The 19,125-nt window shown below is 44.6% G+C and carries 19 protein-coding genes; 15 read left to right on the forward strand and 4 right to left on the reverse strand.

What is annotated here, in order from left to right:
• The first annotated feature begins 9 nt into the window (after nucleotides 1–9).
• From L5L94_RS20390 to L5L94_RS20435, 10 genes are all read left to right on the forward strand, one after another.
• Nucleotides 10–888 carry a ParB/RepB/Spo0J family partition protein gene (locus tag L5L94_RS20390; RefSeq protein WP_263164825.1) on the forward strand — a complete coding sequence of 293 codons (879 nt, stop codon included), beginning with the start codon at nucleotides 10–12 and terminating at the stop codon, nucleotides 886–888.
• Between the two features lie 225 nt (nucleotides 889–1,113).
• A complete protein-coding gene (locus L5L94_RS20395) occupies nucleotides 1,114–1,497 on the forward strand; it encodes an ATP synthase subunit I (RefSeq protein WP_105250794.1) in 384 nt (127 codons plus the stop codon).
• Nucleotides 1,498–1,509: 12 nt separating this feature from the next.
• Nucleotides 1,510–2,304, forward strand: a complete 795-nt coding sequence (gene atpB / locus L5L94_RS20400; protein WP_105250793.1) for a F0F1 ATP synthase subunit A — start codon at nucleotides 1,510–1,512, stop codon at nucleotides 2,302–2,304.
• A 64-nt stretch (nucleotides 2,305–2,368) separates the two neighbouring features.
• A complete protein-coding gene (gene atpE, locus L5L94_RS20405) occupies nucleotides 2,369–2,620 on the forward strand; it encodes a F0F1 ATP synthase subunit C (RefSeq protein ID WP_006083840.1) in 252 nt (83 codons plus the stop codon).
• 37 nt (nucleotides 2,621–2,657) lie between these two features.
• On the forward strand, nucleotides 2,658–3,128 hold the full coding sequence (gene atpF, locus L5L94_RS20410; protein WP_006083841.1) for a F0F1 ATP synthase subunit B: 471 nt from the start codon (nucleotides 2,658–2,660) through the stop codon (nucleotides 3,126–3,128).
• 15 nt (nucleotides 3,129–3,143) lie between these two features.
• The gene (gene atpH, locus L5L94_RS20415; protein ID WP_006083842.1) at nucleotides 3,144–3,677 is read left to right on the forward strand and encodes a F0F1 ATP synthase subunit delta; all 534 of its coding nucleotides are present in this window, start codon (nucleotides 3,144–3,146) and stop codon (nucleotides 3,675–3,677) included.
• A 14-nt stretch (nucleotides 3,678–3,691) separates the two neighbouring features.
• On the forward strand, nucleotides 3,692–5,233 hold the full coding sequence (gene atpA, locus L5L94_RS20420) for a F0F1 ATP synthase subunit alpha (RefSeq protein ID WP_168827626.1): 1,542 nt from the start codon (nucleotides 3,692–3,694) through the stop codon (nucleotides 5,231–5,233).
• Between the two features lie 50 nt (nucleotides 5,234–5,283).
• Nucleotides 5,284–6,144 carry a F0F1 ATP synthase subunit gamma gene (gene atpG / locus L5L94_RS20425; protein WP_006084762.1) on the forward strand — a complete coding sequence of 287 codons (861 nt, stop codon included), beginning with the start codon at nucleotides 5,284–5,286 and terminating at the stop codon, nucleotides 6,142–6,144.
• A 35-nt stretch (nucleotides 6,145–6,179) separates the two neighbouring features.
• Entirely contained in the window at nucleotides 6,180–7,571 is a 1,392-nt protein-coding gene (gene atpD / locus L5L94_RS20430; protein ID WP_105250791.1) for a F0F1 ATP synthase subunit beta, read from the forward strand.
• 36 nt (nucleotides 7,572–7,607) lie between these two features.
• The gene (locus tag L5L94_RS20435) at nucleotides 7,608–8,036 is read left to right on the forward strand and encodes a F0F1 ATP synthase subunit epsilon (RefSeq protein WP_105250790.1); all 429 of its coding nucleotides are present in this window, start codon (nucleotides 7,608–7,610) and stop codon (nucleotides 8,034–8,036) included.
• Nucleotides 8,037–8,084: 48 nt separating this feature from the next.
• Here L5L94_RS20435 and L5L94_RS20440 read toward each other — a convergent pair whose 3' ends face one another.
• Nucleotides 8,085–8,294 (reverse strand): hypothetical protein, encoded by a 210-nt coding sequence (locus L5L94_RS20440; protein ID WP_263164836.1) that lies wholly within the window; start codon nucleotides 8,292–8,294, stop codon nucleotides 8,085–8,087.
• A 203-nt stretch (nucleotides 8,295–8,497) separates the two neighbouring features.
• On the opposite strand from L5L94_RS20440, the gene glmU reads away from it, so the two are divergent.
• The 4 genes from glmU (at nucleotide 8,498) to glmS (ending at nucleotide 15,107) form a co-directional block, all read left to right on the forward strand.
• A complete protein-coding gene (gene glmU, locus L5L94_RS20445; protein ID WP_263164827.1) occupies nucleotides 8,498–9,862 on the forward strand; it encodes a bifunctional UDP-N-acetylglucosamine diphosphorylase/glucosamine-1-phosphate N-acetyltransferase GlmU in 1,365 nt (454 codons plus the stop codon).
• A gap of 276 nt (nucleotides 9,863–10,138) precedes the next feature.
• The gene (locus L5L94_RS20450) at nucleotides 10,139–12,259 is read left to right on the forward strand and encodes a TonB-dependent receptor (protein ID WP_263164829.1); all 2,121 of its coding nucleotides are present in this window, start codon (nucleotides 10,139–10,141) and stop codon (nucleotides 12,257–12,259) included.
• A gap of 203 nt (nucleotides 12,260–12,462) precedes the next feature.
• A complete protein-coding gene (locus L5L94_RS20455; RefSeq protein ID WP_007652285.1) occupies nucleotides 12,463–13,233 on the forward strand; it encodes a DeoR/GlpR family DNA-binding transcription regulator in 771 nt (256 codons plus the stop codon).
• 44 nt (nucleotides 13,234–13,277) lie between these two features.
• Nucleotides 13,278–15,107, forward strand: coding sequence for a glutamine--fructose-6-phosphate transaminase (isomerizing) (gene glmS / locus L5L94_RS20460; protein ID WP_263164831.1), 1,830 nt, complete (start codon nucleotides 13,278–13,280; stop codon nucleotides 15,105–15,107).
• A gap of 108 nt (nucleotides 15,108–15,215) precedes the next feature.
• Here glmS and L5L94_RS20465 read toward each other — a convergent pair whose 3' ends face one another.
• From L5L94_RS20465 to L5L94_RS20475, 3 genes are all read right to left on the reverse strand, one after another.
• Nucleotides 15,216–15,419, reverse strand: a complete 204-nt coding sequence (locus L5L94_RS20465) for a DUF2061 domain-containing protein (protein ID WP_105250772.1) — start codon at nucleotides 15,417–15,419, stop codon at nucleotides 15,216–15,218.
• 183 nt (nucleotides 15,420–15,602) lie between these two features.
• Nucleotides 15,603–16,508 carry a 1,4-dihydroxy-2-naphthoyl-CoA synthase gene (locus L5L94_RS20470; RefSeq protein ID WP_113941423.1) on the reverse strand — a complete coding sequence of 302 codons (906 nt, stop codon included), beginning with the start codon at nucleotides 16,506–16,508 and terminating at the stop codon, nucleotides 15,603–15,605.
• A gap of 124 nt (nucleotides 16,509–16,632) precedes the next feature.
• Complete coding sequence (locus L5L94_RS20475; RefSeq protein ID WP_263164833.1) at nucleotides 16,633–16,983, reverse strand: hypothetical protein; 351 nt, start codon at nucleotides 16,981–16,983, stop codon at nucleotides 16,633–16,635.
• Nucleotides 16,984–17,074: 91 nt separating this feature from the next.
• Between L5L94_RS20475 and ccoG the strand changes: the two genes are divergently transcribed.
• Nucleotides 17,075–18,502, forward strand: a complete 1,428-nt coding sequence (ccoG, locus tag L5L94_RS20480; protein ID WP_105250769.1) for a cytochrome c oxidase accessory protein CcoG — start codon at nucleotides 17,075–17,077, stop codon at nucleotides 18,500–18,502.
• The last annotated feature ends 623 nt before the right edge of the window (nucleotides 18,503–19,125 follow it).

Raw genomic sequence — 19,125 nt, forward strand, 5'->3', positions numbered from 1 at the left:
AGGATCACCATGACGTTGAAAAAAAGAGGATTAGGCAAAGGGTTAGATGCCCTACTGAGTAACAGTCATGCCGCCAGTAAAAAACACACTGACGAAGCTGATGTTATCGATAAAAAAGAAGAGCTTATCCATCTCGATTTAGACTTATTACAGCCAGGTAAGTATCAACCTCGTAAAGACATGTCCCCCGAAGCGTTGGAAGAACTGGCACACTCTATCCGCAATCAAGGCATTATTCAGCCTATCGTTGTGAGACAAGTGACGAATAACATGTATGAGATCATTGCGGGTGAACGTCGTTGGCGTGCTGCGCAACTTGCTGGCTTGAATAAAATCCCCTGCATTGTAAAGCAAGTAGCTGATGAAGCCGCTGTTGCTATTGCTTTGATTGAAAACATCCAGCGTGAAGACTTAAATGCCATGGAAGAAGCCATTGCATTGCAACGTTTAATGCAAGAGTTTGAACTGACTCACCAACAGGTTGCCGATGTTGTGGGAAAATCCAGAGCGAGTGTATCTAACTTGTTACGTTTAAACGGCTTAAATGAGCCAGTTAAGCGTCTACTCGAGTATGGCGACATTGATATGGGTCATGCTCGCGCTTTGTTGGCAATTGAGGGAGAAGAACAAACAAATCTTGCGAGATTAGTGGCCGCTAAGGAATTAACCGTTCGCGAAACTGAACGATTAATTAATCAAACCTTAAATCCGCCTAAACAAGCCGAAACTACGACTAAAGATCAAGATGTTTGTCGTTTAGAGCAGCAGTTAATTGAAAGATTAGGTGCCAAGGTTTCGATCGCTCATAGCAGTAAGGGCACGGGTAAAATTGTAATTAACTATCAGAATCTGGCTGAATTAGACGGAATTCTTAGTAAAATTCATTAATGTCTGTAGATTAACAGTTTTTAATGTAAATTTGTGACAGATGCTAATCTTACATTTTAACTCGTTTGGCGCGAGATCACGTTAAAAGTGTTGTTTTTCCTTATCTCAAAGTTGCAATGAAGGCGTGAAAAGGTATACTTTCGCAAGCTTTTTGTGCATCGACATAAATACGGGTATTTGTCATCCGGTCATCGAAACAAAAAGTATGAATGCGGAGAGGATGAATTGAGTAAGGTTTTAGCGCGTCGTGGCCGGTGGTCAGCCTATAAATTGGTGATGATGCAGGCGGCGGTCGCTGGGGGTGCTTCAATTCTCTTTTTCGCCGTGTGGGGAGTTCAGTTTGGCTATTCTGCATTAGCAGGTGGTTCAATCGCTGTGCTCCCTAATTTTGTATTCGCAACCCTCGCTTTCTCCCACACGGGAGCAAGTTCAGCTGCAAAAGTCATAAAGACTTTTTACTGGGGGGAAGCGGTAAAGTTGCTGTTAACCATCGCAATGTTTTCGTTTGTGTTTATCAATCTTAAGGTCGCTTTTATGCCGCTTTTTGTTTGTTATGTGCTGACGCTAATCGTGCATTGGACAGCTCCTTTATACTTCAAGCAAAGTTAAGTGGGATGAATCATGGCTGCAACTGGTGAAGCGTTAACACCGCAGGGCTATATCCAACATCACCTTACCAACTTAAGTGTTGGTGAAGGCTTTTGGACATGGCACATTGATTCGTTGTTCTTTTCGGTTGGTCTTGGTGTTCTGTTCCTGTGGATTTTCCGCAGCGTTGGTAAAAAAGCGACTTCCGGTGTTCCTGGCAAACTGCAATGTTTTGTTGAGATTATCGTCGAGTTCGTAAATAACAGCGTGAAAGAAAGTTTTCATGGTCGCAATGCTCTGATCGCGCCTTTAGCTCTGACCATTTTTGTATGGGTATTCATGATGAACTTCATGGATATGATCCCTGTAGATTGGCTGCCTCACGCAGCAAGTTTAATGGGTATTCCCTATCTAAAAGCGGTTCCGACGACTGACGTTAACATTACCTTTAGCTTAGCTATTGGTGTGTTCGTGCTGATTATTTTTTACAGCATTAAGGTCAAAGGTGTGTCTGGGTTTGTTAAAGAATTGACACTACAGCCCTTTAACCATAAGGCAATGATACCCGTCAACCTCCTATTAGAGACTGTTACTTTGATTGCTAAGCCAATTTCATTGGCATTGCGACTCTTTGGTAACTTGTACGCAGGTGAGTTGATCTTCATCCTTATTGCGCTGATGTATGGTACCAACTTGTTATTATCTACCCTAGGTGTGACTCTGCAACTGGGCTGGTTAATATTCCACATTTTGGTTATCACGCTGCAGGCGTTTATCTTCATGATGTTGACCATTGTTTATTTAAGCATGGCGCATGAAGATCATTAAGGATTGCTGAAGAAATTTTAAACTAAATCATCAACTAATATAGATTTAGATACTGGAGATACAGATGGAAACGATTTTAGGCATGACAGCTATCGCTGTTGCTCTGCTGATTGGTATGGGTGCTCTTGGTACTGCAATCGGTTTCGGCTTATTAGGCGGTAAGTTCTTGGAAGGCGCTGCGCGTCAACCAGAAATGGCTCCTATGCTACAAGTTAAAATGTTCATCGTAGCGGGTCTTCTTGACGCCGTAACTATGATCGGTGTTGGTATCGCATTATTTATGCTATTTACCAACCCACTGGGTGCAATGCTGTAAAAAACGCTTCTGTCTTAACTCTAAATAGGAGGCTGTTGTGAATTTCAACGCTACCCTAATCGGTCAGACGGTCGCCTTTATCATCTTCGTGTGGTTTTGCATGAAGTTTGTATGGCCCCCTTTGATGAATGCCATCGAAGAGCGCCAAAAAAGGATTGCTGACGGTCTAGCTGATGCTGATCGTGCGGTAAAAGACCTGGAGTTGGCACAAGCGAAAGCGACTGACCAACTAAAAGAAGCCAAGGTAACGGCTAATGAAATTATTGAGCAAGCTAACAAGCGTAAAGCTCAAATAGTTGAAGAAGCCAAAACCGAAGCAGACGCTGAGCGTGCTAAAATCATCGCTCAGGGTAAAGCAGAAATTGAAGCTGAACGTAATCGCGTCAAAGAGGATCTGCGTAAGCAGGTTGCTACTCTTGCCATCATGGGTGCTGAGAAGATCCTTGAGCGTTCTATTGATCCAGCCGCCCACAGTGACATAGTTAATAAACTAGTCGCTGAAATTTGATAAGGGAGTTGAGTTATGGCTGAATTAACCACCATCGCTCGCCCTTACGCAAAGGCAGCTTTTGACTTTGCTATTGAACAAGATGCAGTGGATTCTTGGGCTGAAATGCTCACGTTTGCCGCATTGGTGAGTGAAAACGAAACCATGCAACCACTGTTAGCTGGCTCTTTAGCCAGCACTAAGCTCGCAGCACTCTTTATTAGTGTGTGTGGTGAGCAAGTCAATGTGCAAGGTCAGAACCTGATAAAGGTAATGGCTGAAAACGGTCGCTTAAAGGTGCTACCTGCTGTATCTCAGTTATTTACTGAATACCGTAATGAGTGGGCAAAAGAAGTAGAAGCTGATGTGGTTTCTGCAACTGAGCTGAGCTCTGAACAACAACAGCAGATTAGTATTTCTTTAGAGAAACGTCTCGCACGCAAAGTTAAGCTGAATTGTAGCACTGACGCCGCGCTCATCGCCGGTGTAATAATTAAGACAGGAGACCTAGTCATCGATGGCTCGGTCCGCGGTAAGTTATCGCGTCTGTCTGATAAGCTGCAGTCGTAATTGGGAGTTTGAGCATGCAACTGAATTCCACTGAAATCAGCGATCTGATTAAGCAGCGGATCGAGCAGTTCGAAGTCGTTAGCGAATCTCGTAACGAAGGTACTATCGTTGCGGTAAGTGACGGCATCATCCGCATCCACGGCCTAGCCGACGTGATGCAAGGTGAGATGATCGAACTGCCTGGTAACCGTTTTGCAATCGCGTTGAACCTTGAACGTGATTCTGTCGGTGCCGTAGTAATGGGTCCTTATGCTGATTTAGCAGAAGGCGTAAAAGTGAAAACGACTGGCCGTATTCTGGAAGTTCCAGTTGGCCGCGGTCTTCTTGGCCGCGTTGTTAACACTCTAGGTGAGCCAATTGACGGTAAAGGACCTATCGATAACGATGGTTTCTCGCCAATTGAAGTTATCGCACCAGGTGTTATTGAACGTCAGTCTGTTGATCAACCAGTTCAAACTGGTTATAAAGCCGTTGATGCCATGATCCCAATCGGTCGTGGTCAACGTGAATTGATCATTGGCGACCGTCAAACTGGTAAAACAGCAATGGCGATCGACGCAATCATCAACCAGAAAAATTCTGGCATTAAATGTGTGTACGTCGCGATTGGCCAAAAGGCTTCTACTATCGCTAACGTAGTACGCAAGCTAGAAGAACACGGTGCTTTAGCTAACACTATCGTTGTTGTTGCAACTGCTTCTGAAGCCGCTGCTCTACAATACTTAGCGCCATATTCTGGTTGTTCTATGGGTGAATACTTCCGTGACCGCGGTGAAGATTCTTTGATCGTATACGATGATTTGTCTAAGCAAGCAGTTGCTTATCGTCAAATTTCGTTACTGCTCAAGCGTCCACCTGGCCGTGAAGCTTACCCAGGTGACGTATTCTATCTACACTCACGTTTATTAGAGCGTGCATCACGCGTTAACGCGATTTATGTAGAGAAGTTCACTAAAGGTGCAGTAACTGGCAAAACTGGTTCTTTAACCGCGCTGCCGATTATTGAAACGCAAGCGGGTGACGTTTCTGCATTCGTACCGACCAACGTAATTTCTATTACCGATGGTCAGATCTTCCTTGAGACCGATCTGTTTAACTCTGGCCTACGTCCAGCGGTTAACCCAGGTATTTCTGTTTCTCGTGTTGGTGGTGCGGCTCAGACTAAGATCATCAAGAAACTGTCTGGTGGTATTCGTACCGCACTAGCACAGTATCGTGAGCTTGCTGCGTTCTCGCAATTTGCATCTGATCTTGACGATGCAACACGTGCTCAGCTTGAGCATGGTGTGCGTGTTACCGAACTGATGAAGCAAAAGCAATATGCTCCTATGAGCGTAGCCGCTCAAGCTGTGTCTATTTTCTCAGCTGAAAAAGGTTACCTGAAGAGTGTTGAGCTGAATAAGGTCGGTAATTTCGAAGCCGCTCTGCTCTCGTTCATGAACAGCGAGCATGCTCCTTTAATGAAGCTTATCAATGATACTGGCGATTATAGCGCTGATATCGAAGCTGAATTAAAAGCTGGCCTCGACAAGTTCGTAGCAACCCAAACCTGGTAACAATGATAGAGGTGTCTTAAGACACCTCAGGTCCAGATTGGAGAGTAGAGATGGCCGGCGCTAAAGAGATTAAAACCAAGATCGCGAGTGTGAAAAACACTCAGAAGATCACGTCCGCCATGGAAATGGTGGCAGCCAGCAAAATGCGCAGAGCGCAGGAACGCATGGCTGCGAGCCGTCCATATGCGGAAAGCATGCGTAAGGTGATCGGTCACGTCGCGCAAGGTTCTCTCGAGTATAAACACCCCTATTTGGAGGTGAGAGAGGCTAAGCGGGTTGGTTACATTGTTGTAGCAACCGACCGTGGCCTTTGTGGTGGTCTGAACGTTAACCTTTTCAAAAAGGTTATTGCAGACGTGAAAAGCTGGAAAGCCCAAGGTGCAGAATTTGAATTTTGCCCTATCGGTGCACGTAGTGTGCAGTTTTTCAAAAACTTCGGTGGACAAGTGTCTGCTCACGCTTCAGGTTTAGGCGATGCTCCAAAGCTCGCTGACTTGATCGGGACAGTCGGTGTCATGCTAGAAGCTTACAACGAAGGCAAGCTGGATCGTCTGTACGTGGTATTTAACAAATTTGTGAATACTATGACGCAGACTCCTGTGATCGAGCAGCTGCTACCTTTGCCTAAATCAGAAGATGATGAAACTGCTCATCGTTGGGATTATATCTACGAGCCAGATCCAAAAGCACTTTTGGATACTTTATTGGTCCGTTATGTAGAATCTCAGGTTTACCAAGGTGTTGTTGAAAACATTGCCTCTGAACAAGCTGCCCGTATGGTGGCAATGAAGTCGGCAACAGACAACGCGGGTGAGCTTATCAACGACTTGCAACTGGTCTATAACAAGGCCCGTCAGGCTGCTATTACGCAGGAACTGTCGGAAATTGTTTCTGGTGCCTCTGCGGTTTAGGTTAGGTAACGAATACAAGTTTTAGAGGATTAATCATGAGCACAGGTACTGTTGTCCAAGTGATTGGCGCGGTTGTGGACGTAGAGTTCCCACAAGATGCCGTACCTCAAGTATATGACGCTCTGAAAATCGTAGGTGAAGGCCCGTGTAATGGTTTGGTGCTGGAAGTTCAGCAACAGCTAGGTGGTGGTGTAGTTCGTACCATCGCTATGGGTTCTTCTGACGGTCTGCGTCGTGGTCTTGAAGTAGTAAACTCAGGTTCACCTATTACTGTTCCAGTTGGTACCGCCACTCTTGGCCGTATCATGAACGTATTAGGCGAGCCTATTGATGAAGCGGGTCCAATCGGTGAAGAAGAGCGTTATGTTATTCACCGTACAGCTCCTTCATACGAAGATCAATCAAGCTCTACTGAACTGTTAGAGACTGGCATCAAGGTTATCGACCTTGTTTGTCCATTCGCTAAGGGCGGTAAAGTCGGTTTGTTCGGTGGTGCGGGTGTTGGTAAAACAGTTAACATGATGGAACTGATTAACAACATCGCTAAAGCCCACTCGGGTCTTTCTGTATTCGCCGGTGTAGGTGAACGTACTCGTGAAGGTAACGACTTCTACTACGAGATGAAAGATTCTGGCGTTCTCGACAAAGTGGCCATGGTTTATGGTCAGATGAACGAGCCTCCAGGTAACCGTTTGCGCGTTGCACTGTCTGGTCTGACTATGGCAGAGAAGTTCCGTGACGAAGGTCGTGACGTACTGTTGTTCGTTGACAACATCTATCGTTATACCTTAGCCGGTACTGAAGTATCTGCACTGTTAGGTCGTATGCCTTCTGCGGTAGGTTATCAACCAACATTGGCTGAAGAGATGGGCGTTCTGCAAGAGCGTATCACTTCAACTAAGACGGGTTCTATTACTTCTGTACAAGCGGTATACGTACCTGCGGATGACTTGACCGATCCGTCACCAGCAACAACCTTCGCTCACTTAGATGCGACTGTTGTACTGTCACGTCAAATTGCTTCTCTGGGTATTTACCCAGCGGTTGACCCATTGGATTCGACTTCACGTCAATTAGATCCATTGGTTGTTGGCCAAGAGCATTATGACGTTGCTAACGGCGTGCAAACTGTACTGCAACGTTACAAAGAGCTGAAAGACATTATTGCGATTCTGGGTATGGATGAATTGTCTGATGAAGACAAGACTGTCGTATTCCGTGCTCGTAAGATTGAGCGTTTCTTATCTCAGCCTTTCTTCGTAGCAGAAGTCTTTACTGGATCTCCTGGTAAGTACGTTTCTCTGAAAGACACTATCCGTGGCTTTAAGGGTATTTTGAACGGTGAGTTTGATCACCTGCCAGAACAAGCGTTCTACATGGTTGGCTCAATCGATGAAGTCATCGAGAAAGCGAACAAAAAGAAATAACTAAGTATTCATACTTAGTTTTTTAAGGAGAACGGGATGGCAGCCATGACAGTACATCTTGATATTGTAAGCGCAGAGAGCAAAATCTTCTCTGGTCGTGTAGCTTCGCTACAAGTGACTGGTTCTGAAGGTGAGTTGGGCATAATGCATGGCCACGCTCCTTTGCTTAGTTATATCAAACCTGGCATGGCGCGCATCGTCAAGCAAGACGGTAGTGAAGAAGTGTTTTACCTTTCAGGTGGTATTCTGGAAGTGCAGCCTTCTTCTGTCTCCGTATTGGCTGATGTGGTTATGCGTGCCAAAGATATTGATGAGCAAGCGGCATTAGAAGCTAAGCGTCGTGCAGAAGCCCATATGGCAACTGCTGGTGCTGACTTCAATTATGACGCGGCTATGGTTGAGTTAGCTAAGGCTATGGCTCAATTACGTGTTGTTGAAACCATCAAGAAAAACATTGCCAGATAAGGTTATTGTTTGTGAAAAAAGGCGACCCTATGGTCGCCTTTTTTGTGTCTAAAAATGGGATAGATTGGCATTCTTGCATGTCTTTGATTGATTAGCATCGCTATCTACTTCGCTTTTCGATGTGCTTTCCGTTAAAATTGCGCCACTAATACCAATCGTATTAAATATCTGTTCATTCAGCGGGAGTTCAACGCGCTTTAGACAAGGCGAAGGCTTGAAGGCATAGTGGTGCTCTGTCGAAAGCCTTGAACGCAGTATGAAGCGCGTTGAAACCCGCCCTTTGGGAGCCTCACAGGCATCCCACTCCCGTGTTGCATTGACTTAAAAGGGAATAACCATTTCTGCGTCAATGCGCCTTGGATTGAGATGCCTGTGAGGCTCTGAACTGATTAGATATTTAATGTGATTGGTATACGACCGTAATTTTTCACCCTCTTGGGTATTTGTTCAAGGATATGGTAATGGCATTAAATGTAGTGATCTTAGCGGCTGGAAAGGGAACACGGATGCGCTCTGATCTTCCTAAGGTATTACATCCCATCGCCCATAAGAGCATGGTGCAACATGTCATCGATACCGCTAATAAAGTTGGCTGTGACTCTATTCAGTTAGTCTATGGTTATGGCGCCGACAAGCTACAAGCCTGTTTGGGTGAGCAACAACTTAACTGGGTATTGCAAGCCGAGCAATTAGGCACAGGTCATGCGGTTGCACAGGCTAGCCCACATATCGCCGACAGCGATACAGTGCTTATTCTTTATGGCGATGTGCCGTTGATCCAAACATCGACTCTCGAAGCCTTACTCGCCGCCCGTCCTGAAAATGGCGTTGCTATTTTAACAGTGAATTTAGCGAATCCTATGGGTTATGGCCGTATTGTCCGTGAGCAAGGAAAAGTCATTGGAATTATTGAGCAAAAAGATGCGACTGCAGAACAGTTGCTGATCAACGAAATTAACACCGGCATCATGGCGGTTCCGGGTAAACAACTTAAAACTTGGTTGAGCCGTTTATCGAACAATAATGCTCAAGGCGAATATTATCTAACGGATATTATTGCTATGGCGCACGCTGATGGCGTTGCTATTGATACTGCTCAGCCACAATCGGCCATTGAAGTCGAAGGCGCCAATAATCGCGTGCAATTAGCGCAACTTGAACGTGCTTACCAAGCTCGTGAAGCCGAAAAGCTCATGTTGGCGGGGGCGAACCTTCGCGACCCAAGCCGTATCGATATCCGTGGTGAAGTCACTGTTGGTATGGATGTGATGATCGATATTAATGTGATATTCGAAGGCAAAGTGACCTTGGGTAATAATGTGACTATTGGCGCAGGCGCGATTTTAATTGATTGCGAGATTGCCGATGATGCTGAGATCAAGCCTTACTCTATTATCGAAGGTGCTAAGCTTGGCGTTGCTGCCAGTGCTGGCCCATTTGCACGTTTACGTCCGGGAGCAGAACTTAAGCAAGATGCACATATTGGCAACTTTGTTGAAGTGAAAAAAGCGGTGATTGGTGTGGGATCCAAAGCTGGACACTTAGCCTATTTAGGCGATGCCATCATTGGTGATGGCGTCAACATTGGTGCTGGTACTATTACCTGCAACTATGATGGCGCGAATAAGCATCTTACTGTTATTGAAGATAACGTCTTTGTCGGCTCTGACACTCAGTTGGTAGCACCTGTAACTATCGGTAAAGGCGCAACCTTAGGCGCTGGCTCAACCATTACCCGTGATGTGGGTGAGAATGAGTTAGTGATCACTCGTGTTAAACAAAAACACCTTACTGGTTGGCAACGTCCAGTGAAAATTAAAAAGTAAGTTTTAAAACTCAACTTAATGTCAAAAAAGCGGCCATGTGCCGCTTTTATTTTTATTGTGTTCAATGTGTTACACTAAAAAGCCTTTTTATTAAGTAATGCTTAATAATTAAGATTTTCTTCATGTTTTTGTGGTATGGGCAAATTGTTGGTTTTTAAGTTAATTTGATCACTATCACACTCAATTGTAAATTTTAGTAAAGAAGAGAAAATAAAAACACTTCTCATTTATATTGCCTGCAATTCTAAGACGAAAGGTCTATTTGAGGTGTTGGCAATGGTATTTAAATATTCAGTTATAGGTTTAGCTGTAGGCTCGGCATTAATGGCTATGCCGGTTATTGCAGAAGTGGCGAGCGATAAAAATATTGAGCGCATCAATGTGACTGGCCGTACTTTTAACGACTATAAAGTCGGTAGTGCATCGGGTGCCATGCGTGGCGATATCGACTTAATGGATACTCCACAGTCAGTTAATGTTATCCCTGATTTTGTGACTGATGAACAGTTGGCAACCAATCTAGCGGAAGTATTAGTTAATGATTCGAGTGTGACAGCGGGAACCACACGCTGGAACCGTCAAGTCTTCAGTATCCGCGGCTTCGAGCTCGATTCGGGTAACGGTTATCTTATTAATGGCCATCAACAATGGTCTCACTACGTACAACCAATTGAAACTTTACAGCAAGTCGAAGTATTGAAAGGTCCTTCGAGCATGTTGTACGGCCAATCTGGTCCTGGTGGTTTAGTGAATATGGTCACTAAGAAACCGACCTATGATTCAATGCTCGATTTAGGTTTTGATACTGATGGTTTTGGTTCGACCCGTGCTCAGCTAGATGCGGGCGGCAGTTTAAATGATGCTCAGAGTCTTCGTTACCGCGGCGTGTTAGTGAAGCAAGACACAAAATACTGGCGTGAGTATTCCGCTAACGATGAGAATCAAGAGCGTGACCGTTGGTTGGGCTACTTAAACCTAGAATTTGATGTCAGTGATGATGTTCTGTTATCGGTTAAGTACGATCATACCCAAGATAAAGCGGGTATTGATGCGGGTGGGTGGTTAGATAAACAAGGTAATGTTATCGGTGAACGTAAAACCGTATGGGATGCACCTTGGGCCTTTACCGATAACACAGTCTCTAACTTAGGTGCCGATCTAACTTGGCAGATGAGTGATGATTGGAAAGTCAAAGTTGGTTATAACGATCAGCAGTTTAATCGCCAACGTTTAGACTCTGCGCCAAGCTTAAATAAAGGCTCTGAAGATCCATATAAAGATGGTTACACCATAAACCCGTTTGATCGTTATGACGATTGGCAGCATAAAACGGCCTATGTGGATTTCACGGGTGAATTTTCTTTGGCAGGAATGGAGCATCAATTCCTTATTGGTGCTAACTATTTAGACTATTTCTATCAGCAGCAAATTCAGAAAGGCAAAAGTCAGCCCGTAATTCCTGGGCAACCAATTATTCAGCAAGATCTTGATTATCACCAAGGTAAGCTAAGCAACCCAAGCGAATACAAGTATTACGGTTTCTATTTACAGGATTTGATGACGCTTAATGAGCAATGGAAATTGCTTGCTGGTGTGCGTTACGACGAACAGAAGAAAGACGGAGAAGGTGAAAACAGCTATGCCGTGTCGCCTAAGTTTGGGGTAATTTACTCGCCAATGGCTAATGGTAGCATTTACGTTAATTATTCAAAAAGCTTTACACCACAGGGTTCAGTAACCAGTTCTGAAGATGTCAATCATGGAGATAACCTGAAACCTGAGTACGGTACTCAATATGAACTAGGGACTAAATGGGAGTTATTTAATGACAGCCTACTGCTAACAGCAGCCCTTTTTGATATTACGGTTTCTAATGTCACCACAGTACAAGATATTCCTGTAACGAATGAAGGAGATAAAACGATCACTACCCAAGGTGGTGAGCAGCATCATCGAGGTTTTGAAGTTGGCGCCCAAGGCCAGTTAGGTGATAGCTGGTTTGTGACTTCTTCTATGATGTATTTAGATGCTGAATATAATACCGGTGCAGGCAAAATAGGTGGCAAGAACTTAGATGGTAAAACCCCTATTGATGCCCCTGAGTGGTCGGCCAATATCTGGACCCGTTACGAAGTGACAGACAACTTTGCGATGAACTTTGGTGCTATTTATGTGGGTGAACGTTTTGCTGATGCTGATAACACCATCACCAAAGATGGTTATGTGCGTTTCGATATAGGTGCAGCCTACACTATGGATATCATGGGTAAAGATGTCAGCATACGTGCCAACGTCAGAAACCTCTTCGATACTGAATATTTAGACGGTGGCAGCGATAAGATGGTGACTATAGGTCAAGACCGTAACTTCAGTGTTGCAGTTGAAGCTAAGTTCTAATACTTATTCGGATTCTTAATCCATTTAAAGCAGTTCATCCCTAAAGGATAAACTGCTTTTTTTATGGGCTAATTTCCAAGTTGGCTGGCTAGACAGATAAAAAAATTGCTTGGATCATGCAAAAGTGTGTTTCGTATGACTAGCAAAAAAGTTTCGTTTCACTATAATGCAACTTTCGAATCGAAACTTAACTGAAAGGTTTTATGAATAAACGAAACACACAGCAGCGTCGCCACAGCATAATCACCATATTGAACGAACAGGGTGAAGTGAGCGTTGATGAACTGTCGTTACGTTTTGAAACCTCAGAAGTGACGATTCGTAAGGATCTCGCCGCGCTTGAGAAAACTGGCCTGCTATTACGCCGTTACGGTGGCGCCGTGGCGATTCCAGACGAAGTTACTCAACAGTTCTCTGCCAAGATAGCGCCTAATAAGCTGTCTATTGCGAAAACCGCCGCGCAGCTGATTAAAGATCACAATCGCATCATTATCGATAGCGGCACTACGACGTCAGGCTTGATTGAACAGCTGAACGATAAGCGTGGGCTGGTGGTCATGACGAATGCGCTACACCTTGCAAATGCCATTCATGAACTCGAAAACGAGCCCACCTTATTGATGACCGGTGGCACTTGGGACCCGCATTCTGAATCCTTTCAAGGCCAAGTCGCCGAGCAAGTGTTGCGTTCATATAATTTCGACCAACTGTTTATCGGTGCCGATGGTATCGATCTTGAACGCGGGACCACCACCTTTAACGAGTTAACAGGCCTAAGCAAAGTGATGGCCGAAGTTTCCCGCGAAGTGATCGTTATGGTCGATTCTGACAAAATCGGCAAGCGGATCCCTAACTTAGAGTTACCGTGGGCCAAGGTCAGTGTGTTGGTCACCGACTCACGTATCGACGAGAGTGCGCTCAAACAAATTTCAGATCAGGGCGTGCGAGTTATGTTAGCGCCCTATGCTCATTAGACAAAATAGCTTAACAACTTCATTTTAATTTATAGGTAAAGACTATGTGTGGAATCGTAGGCGCCGTGGCGCAAAGGGATGTGGCTGAAATTCTGGTAGAAGGCTTACGCCGTTTAGAATATCGCGGATATGACTCTGCAGGCGTTGCCGTTATTCACAATGGTGAACTCAACCGTACGCGCCGCGTTGGCAAAGTACAAGAGTTGTCGGCTGCGCTTGAAACTGACCCATTAGCAGGCGGAACCGGTATCGCGCACACTCGTTGGGCGACTCACGGTGAGCCGAGTGAGCGTAATGCTCATCCGCATTTATCGGAAGGTGATATTGCCGTGGTGCACAACGGTATTATCGAAAACCACAATAAACTGCGCGAAATGCTTAAAGGTTTAGGTTACAACTTTAGTTCAGATACCGATACCGAAGTGATTTGTCACTTAGTGCACCATGAGCTGAAAACCCATAACACTCTACTTGGTGCTGTACAAGCCACAGTTAAACAACTCGAAGGTGCCTATGGCACAGTCGTTATTGACCGTCGTGATAGTGAACGTATGGTTGTTGCTCGCTCTGGTAGTCCATTGGTGATTGGTTTTGGTCTAGGTGAAAACTTTGTCGCTTCAGATCAACTCGCCTTATTACCCGTCACTCGCTCATTTGCTTTCCTAGAAGAAGGTGATGTGGCCGAAGTGACCCGTCGCAGCGTGAGTATTTTCGACTTAAACGGTAATGCCGTTGAGCGTGAAGTCAAAGAATCTGAAATTACCCACGATGCCGGTGACAAAGGCGAATATCGCCACTATATGCTTAAAGAAATTTACGAGCAGCCATTGGCACTGACGCGCACAATTGAAGGTCGTATTGCTAATAAGCAAGTGCTAGACACGGCTTTTGGTGACAACGCTGCTGAGTTTTTAAAAGATATCAAACATGTGCAAATCATCGCCTGTGGTACTAGTTACCATGCGGGCATGGCGGCACGTTACTGGTTAGAAGATTGGGCTGGCGTGTCTTGTAACGTCGAAATTGCCTCTGAATTCCGTTATCGCAAGTCGCACTTATTCCCAAATAGCCTGTTGGTGACGATTTCACAATCGGGTGAAACTGCCGATACCTTAGCGGCCATGCGCTTAGCGAAAGAAATGGGTTATAAAGCCACATTGACCATTTGTAATGCGCCAGGTTCATCATTGGTTCGCGAATCTGACATGGCTTACATGATGAAAGCGGGCGCCGAGATTGGCGTGGCATCGACTAAAGCTTTCACAGTACAACTTGCTGGCTTATTAATGTTGACTGCGGTGATCGGTCGCCACAATGGTATGTCTGATAAAATGCAGGCTCAAATCACTCAAAGCCTACAATCTATGCCAGCAAAAGTGGAACAAGCTTTAGGTTTAGATGCTGCGATTGCTGAACTGGCTGAAGATTTTGCCGATAAACACCATGCGTTATTCCTTGGCCGTGGCGATCAATATCCGATTGCGATGGAAGGCGCGTTAAAGCTGAAAGAGATTTCTTATATTCATGCTGAAGCTTATGCCTCTGGCGAATTAAAACACGGCCCACTAGCGCTTATCGATGCCGATATGCCAGTGATTGTCGTTGCGCCAAACAATGAATTGCTCGAAAAACTGAAATCGAATGTTGAAGAAGTGCGTGCCCGTGGCGGCTTAATGTATGTGTTTGCCGATGTGGATGCTGAGTTTGAGTCGGATGACACGATGAAAGTGATCCCTGTGCCACACTGTGACATCTTTATGGCGCCACTGATCTACACTATTCCTTTACAGCTATTGTCGTACCATGTTGCATTAATCAAAGGTACTGACGTGGATCAACCACGTAACTTGGCAAAATCTGTAACAGTAGAATAAATAGAGATATTTAAATGAAAACCGCCTTTATTGGCGGTTTTTTCATTTAGATTCACGACAAAATGACGATTAACTTACAGTAATAGCAAATGCTGGTGGCTTAACTTTCTATGCTGGAATGGCATCTAGCTCGTGCTGCTTTTTTGCCTCAATGCGTTTCCACACTTTGTCATGGAAGTAAAACACTACAGTGTTAATCGCGGGTTCTACTAAGGCTACTGCGCCACCTACGACTACGCTGCCAGTTAATAAATAGGTTACGGTAAAAGCGACGCTAAAATGTAGTACAGCAAAAGTGAGTGTCTTAGTCATGATCTTGTCCTCTAAATAGGCTCCCAGCGGGAATACTTAGATGATAACAATTCTCATTAAAATTAAAAGCCGTGTTTTCAGATTAGTTTAAACGGTTTTATCTATTTATCCGTTGTAAAAAACATAAAGCCCTCACGATGGAGGGCTTTGAGCATTTAAACGTAAATTAATACGATTCTAAAATTAGTAGTGCCAAGGGAAGGCTGAAAAATCTTGATCGCGTTTTTCGAGGAAGGCATCGCGTCCTTCCTGTGCTTCGGCGCTCGCATAGGCTAAACGCGTCGCTTCACCGGCAAATAATTGCTGACCGACCATGCCATCGTCTGTCATGTTGAAGCCGTATTTAAGCATACGCATAGCCGTAGGTGATTTAGAGTTAATCTCTTTCGCCCACATTAATGCTTCGGTTTCTAGCTCTGCATGGGGAACGGATTTATTAACCATACCCATGTCGAAGGCTTCATCGGCACTGTAGTTAAAACCACAGAAGAATATTTCGCGGGCACGTTTTTGACCTATCATTTTGGCGAGATAAGCACTGCCATAACCTGAGTCGAAGCTCGCAACATCGGGATCGGTTTGTTTAAATATTGCGTGTTCTTTCGAGGCTAAGGTTAAGTCGCACACTACGTGTAAACTATGGCCGCCACCCACCGCCCAGCCCGGCACAACGGCGATGACCACTTTAGGCATAAAGCGGATAAGGCGTTGTACTTCTAATATATGTAAGCGGCCCATTCTGGCTTGATCGGCCTTACCTTCTTCGGCGCCTTCATATTTATAGCCATCTTTGCCGCGAATACGTTGATCGCCACCCGAACAGAACGCCCAGCCACCATCTTTTGCCGAAGGACCGTTACCCGTAAGCAGTACGCAACCCACATCAGACCATTGGCGTGCATGGTCGAGTGCGATAAATAATTCATCAACGGTTTTAGGTCGGAAGGCGTTGCGGCACTCTGGGCGATTAATGGCAATGCGTACTGTGCCGTGTGCTTTGGCTCTGTGGTAAGTAATATCGTCGAAATGAAATCCACTGACTTCATCCCATAGGGTGGGATCAAAAATGTCTGATACTTGTTGGGTCATGATTCATAGGCCTTTATGCTGTAATGCCTCAAAGGCTAGGCGGAATCATATATAAGGTCAATCACCTAAGTCTAAACCTTAGCGCTATATAGCAAAATCCCGTTTGCCTATGAGTCTGTAATGATTAGAGGTGATCACATAGATAAAGCTGATTATCTTTGCTAAACACTGGATGTTGAGGTGCCATAGTACCGCAATAGTTAGCCTTAAAGTCGGCAATAGACTCGGGTGTCATTAGAATTTGATTGAAGGCTTCGAGTTCTAATGTGGATAAACGTTCTATGATGTCGGTTCTTACCTTAGTCAGTTTATGGTCGATTTTAATAATTTTTGTTCCTGTCATAGAGTCAACTTTATTCTCTATTTCTTTGATCATCGCCTCAGTCTTTGCAATAGGAACATCTAATTTATCTGTTTCTGTGTATAAGTAATATAAAGCACCCGCGAGTAGCGCCAATATGATCCAACCTTTCATCTTTTAGTCCAACATAAGTGAATAACCATTAAGAATATGGGTATAATAAGCTAGTTTTCGTCCAATATTAAAGCAGTAAAAGGCTGTAACGATGAACTCAGAATCTAACAACAAGGACTATTCGAAAACCAATCGAATTAAGATTCACCAGCCAGATGCGAGTAAAGCCGATCGCTTTAATCCTCGTAATCGGATTTATGTCCGAGCCATAGACGGTTTGTGGAGTAGCGTACGTCGCCGCATGGGCTGGATCGCCATGTTATTTTTCCTGCTTTTACCTTGGATCCCTTGGGGCGACCGTCAAGCCGTATGGTTTAACTTGGGCGAACAAAAGTTTCACGTCTTCGGTTTAACGATTTGGCCGCAGGATCTCACCTTGCTTGCAGCGTTGTTTATGATCGCTGCCTTCGCTCTGTTTTTTGTGACCACCTATCTTGGCCGTGTTTGGTGTGGATACACTTGCCCCCAAACAGTATGGACCTTTATGTTCATCTGGTTCGAGGAAAAACTTGAAGGCGCACGCAATAAACGCATTAAGTTAGATCAAATGCCATGGAGCTTTGACAAACTCTGGCGTAAAACGGCAAAACATACGGCCTGGCTATTGCTCTCACTGATGACGGCGATGACTTTTGTGTCCTATTTTGTGCCAAGTCGTGAAGTCTATGTCGACGTATTTACACTTAATGCTTCTGGCGGTATCTACTTCTGGGTCGTGTTTTTTACACTTGCCACATACGGCAATGCGGGTTGGATGCGTGAAATCATGTGTATCCACATGTGCCCTTATGCTCGTTTCCAAGCGGCTATGTTCGATAAGAATACTTTTATCGTGGGTTACGATACTAAACGTGGTGAGACCCGTGGTCCGCGCTCACGCAAAGATGACCCTAAAGAGCTAGGGCTTGGCGACTGTATCGACTGTGACTTGTGTGTGCAGGTATGTCCTACGGGAATCGATATTCGTAATGGTCTGCAATATGAGTGTATTAACTGCGGCGCTTGTATCGATGCCTGCGATCAAACCATGGATCGTATGGGATATGAAAAAGGGCTTATCAGTTATACCACCGAGAACAAGTTAGAAGGAATTAAGCAAAAAGTGCTGCGACCTAAACTTGTCGGTTATGGCGTGGTACTGATAGCGATGATATTAGTCTTTATATACTCCAGTGCGACCATAGCGCCTGTGCGTATGGACATCATTCGTGACCGCAACCAGCTCTATAGAGAGAACAATCAAGGTTTGATTGAAAACACCTTCACCTTGAAGATTCTTAATAAGACAGAGCAATCCCACGAATACACTATGAGTGTCGAAGGATTAGACAACTATAAATGGTACGGTCCAACTTCGGTCACTATTGCGGGTGGTGAAGTGTTAACTCTCCCTATTAGCGTGGGTATCGATCCGGTTGAGCTGTCTCGTTCAGTTACTAATATCGAGATAAAAGTGAAAACTCATATCGACGGTGAAGAAGTCGAAGTTGAGCAAGAATCTCGCTTCTTTAGTCCATAGATAACAATATTTATGATGATCTAATTGAGCGTGACTCATATAGATTGCCAGACTTAATCGAGATAAAGGGGCTTTTTAGCCCCTTTTTTATACGTATCGTTTGATAAGTAAACGTCTAAACCATTAATCGTTATTTTCCTACAAAAAGCCCTTGCACAAAATCTTCTGCTCCCTATAATGCGCATCCACTGACACGGCAGACAGCGAAAGCCAGCTGACGAGTTAGGTTGAATTGAGTCGCTTTTAAGCACTTAATTCAAGCGCAGCAAGAAGTTGTAAAATACTCCTTGACGCGAAACGGGAAATGCGTAGAATACGCAGCCCTAGCCAACTGGAAGCGTTCGACGCTCAGTGTGGTACTCACCTTCTCTTACGAGGTTGAGTTGCTCTTTAACAAGATAAAACAAGAAATCTGTGTGGACACTCACAGGTGTTGAGTTAATCGAAACTGCTTAGCCTTCGGGTTGGCAGTCAAAAATTTAAATCAATGTAACAATGAGTGTTCATAGCAATATGTACAGTTTGTTTCTTTAGCGAGAAACAAAAAAATCAGAATTCATTGAGCCGCTGAAGTCGCAAGACGGAAGCAACAAAACTTTAATTGAAGAGTTTGATCATGGCTC

The sequence above is a fragment of the Shewanella sp. SM21 genome (assembly GCF_025654335.1).
Lineage (GTDB): Bacteria > Pseudomonadota > Gammaproteobacteria > Enterobacterales > Shewanellaceae > Shewanella > Shewanella oncorhynchi.

Bases quoted from the DNA above. Each gene is read 5' to 3' on its own strand.
- atpG (WP_006084762.1), top strand. From the start codon at position 5,284: ATGGCCGGCGCTAAAGAGATTAAAACCAAGATCGCGAGTGTGAAAAAC.
- L5L94_RS20390 (WP_263164825.1), top strand. From the start codon at position 10: ATGACGTTGAAAAAAAGAGGATTAGGCAAAGGGTTAGATGCCCTACTG.
- glmU (WP_263164827.1), top strand. From the start codon at position 8,498: ATGGCATTAAATGTAGTGATCTTAGCGGCTGGAAAGGGAACACGGATG.
- atpD (WP_105250791.1), top strand. From the start codon at position 6,180: ATGAGCACAGGTACTGTTGTCCAAGTGATTGGCGCGGTTGTGGACGTA.
- L5L94_RS20465 (WP_105250772.1), bottom strand. From the start codon at position 15,419: ATGACTAAGACACTCACTTTTGCTGTACTACATTTTAGCGTCGCTTTT.
- atpA (WP_168827626.1), top strand. From the start codon at position 3,692: ATGCAACTGAATTCCACTGAAATCAGCGATCTGATTAAGCAGCGGATC.
- L5L94_RS20475 (WP_263164833.1), bottom strand. From the start codon at position 16,983: ATGAAAGGTTGGATCATATTGGCGCTACTCGCGGGTGCTTTATATTAC.
- atpE (WP_006083840.1), top strand. From the start codon at position 2,369: ATGGAAACGATTTTAGGCATGACAGCTATCGCTGTTGCTCTGCTGATT.
- L5L94_RS20435 (WP_105250790.1), top strand. From the start codon at position 7,608: ATGGCAGCCATGACAGTACATCTTGATATTGTAAGCGCAGAGAGCAAA.
- atpB (WP_105250793.1), top strand. From the start codon at position 1,510: ATGGCTGCAACTGGTGAAGCGTTAACACCGCAGGGCTATATCCAACAT.
- L5L94_RS20470 (WP_113941423.1), bottom strand. From the start codon at position 16,508: ATGACCCAACAAGTATCAGACATTTTTGATCCCACCCTATGGGATGAA.
- L5L94_RS20450 (WP_263164829.1), top strand. From the start codon at position 10,139: ATGGTATTTAAATATTCAGTTATAGGTTTAGCTGTAGGCTCGGCATTA.
- L5L94_RS20455 (WP_007652285.1), top strand. From the start codon at position 12,463: ATGAATAAACGAAACACACAGCAGCGTCGCCACAGCATAATCACCATA.
- atpH (WP_006083842.1), top strand. From the start codon at position 3,144: ATGGCTGAATTAACCACCATCGCTCGCCCTTACGCAAAGGCAGCTTTT.
- glmS (WP_263164831.1), top strand. From the start codon at position 13,278: ATGTGTGGAATCGTAGGCGCCGTGGCGCAAAGGGATGTGGCTGAAATT.
- ccoG (WP_105250769.1), top strand. From the start codon at position 17,075: ATGAACTCAGAATCTAACAACAAGGACTATTCGAAAACCAATCGAATT.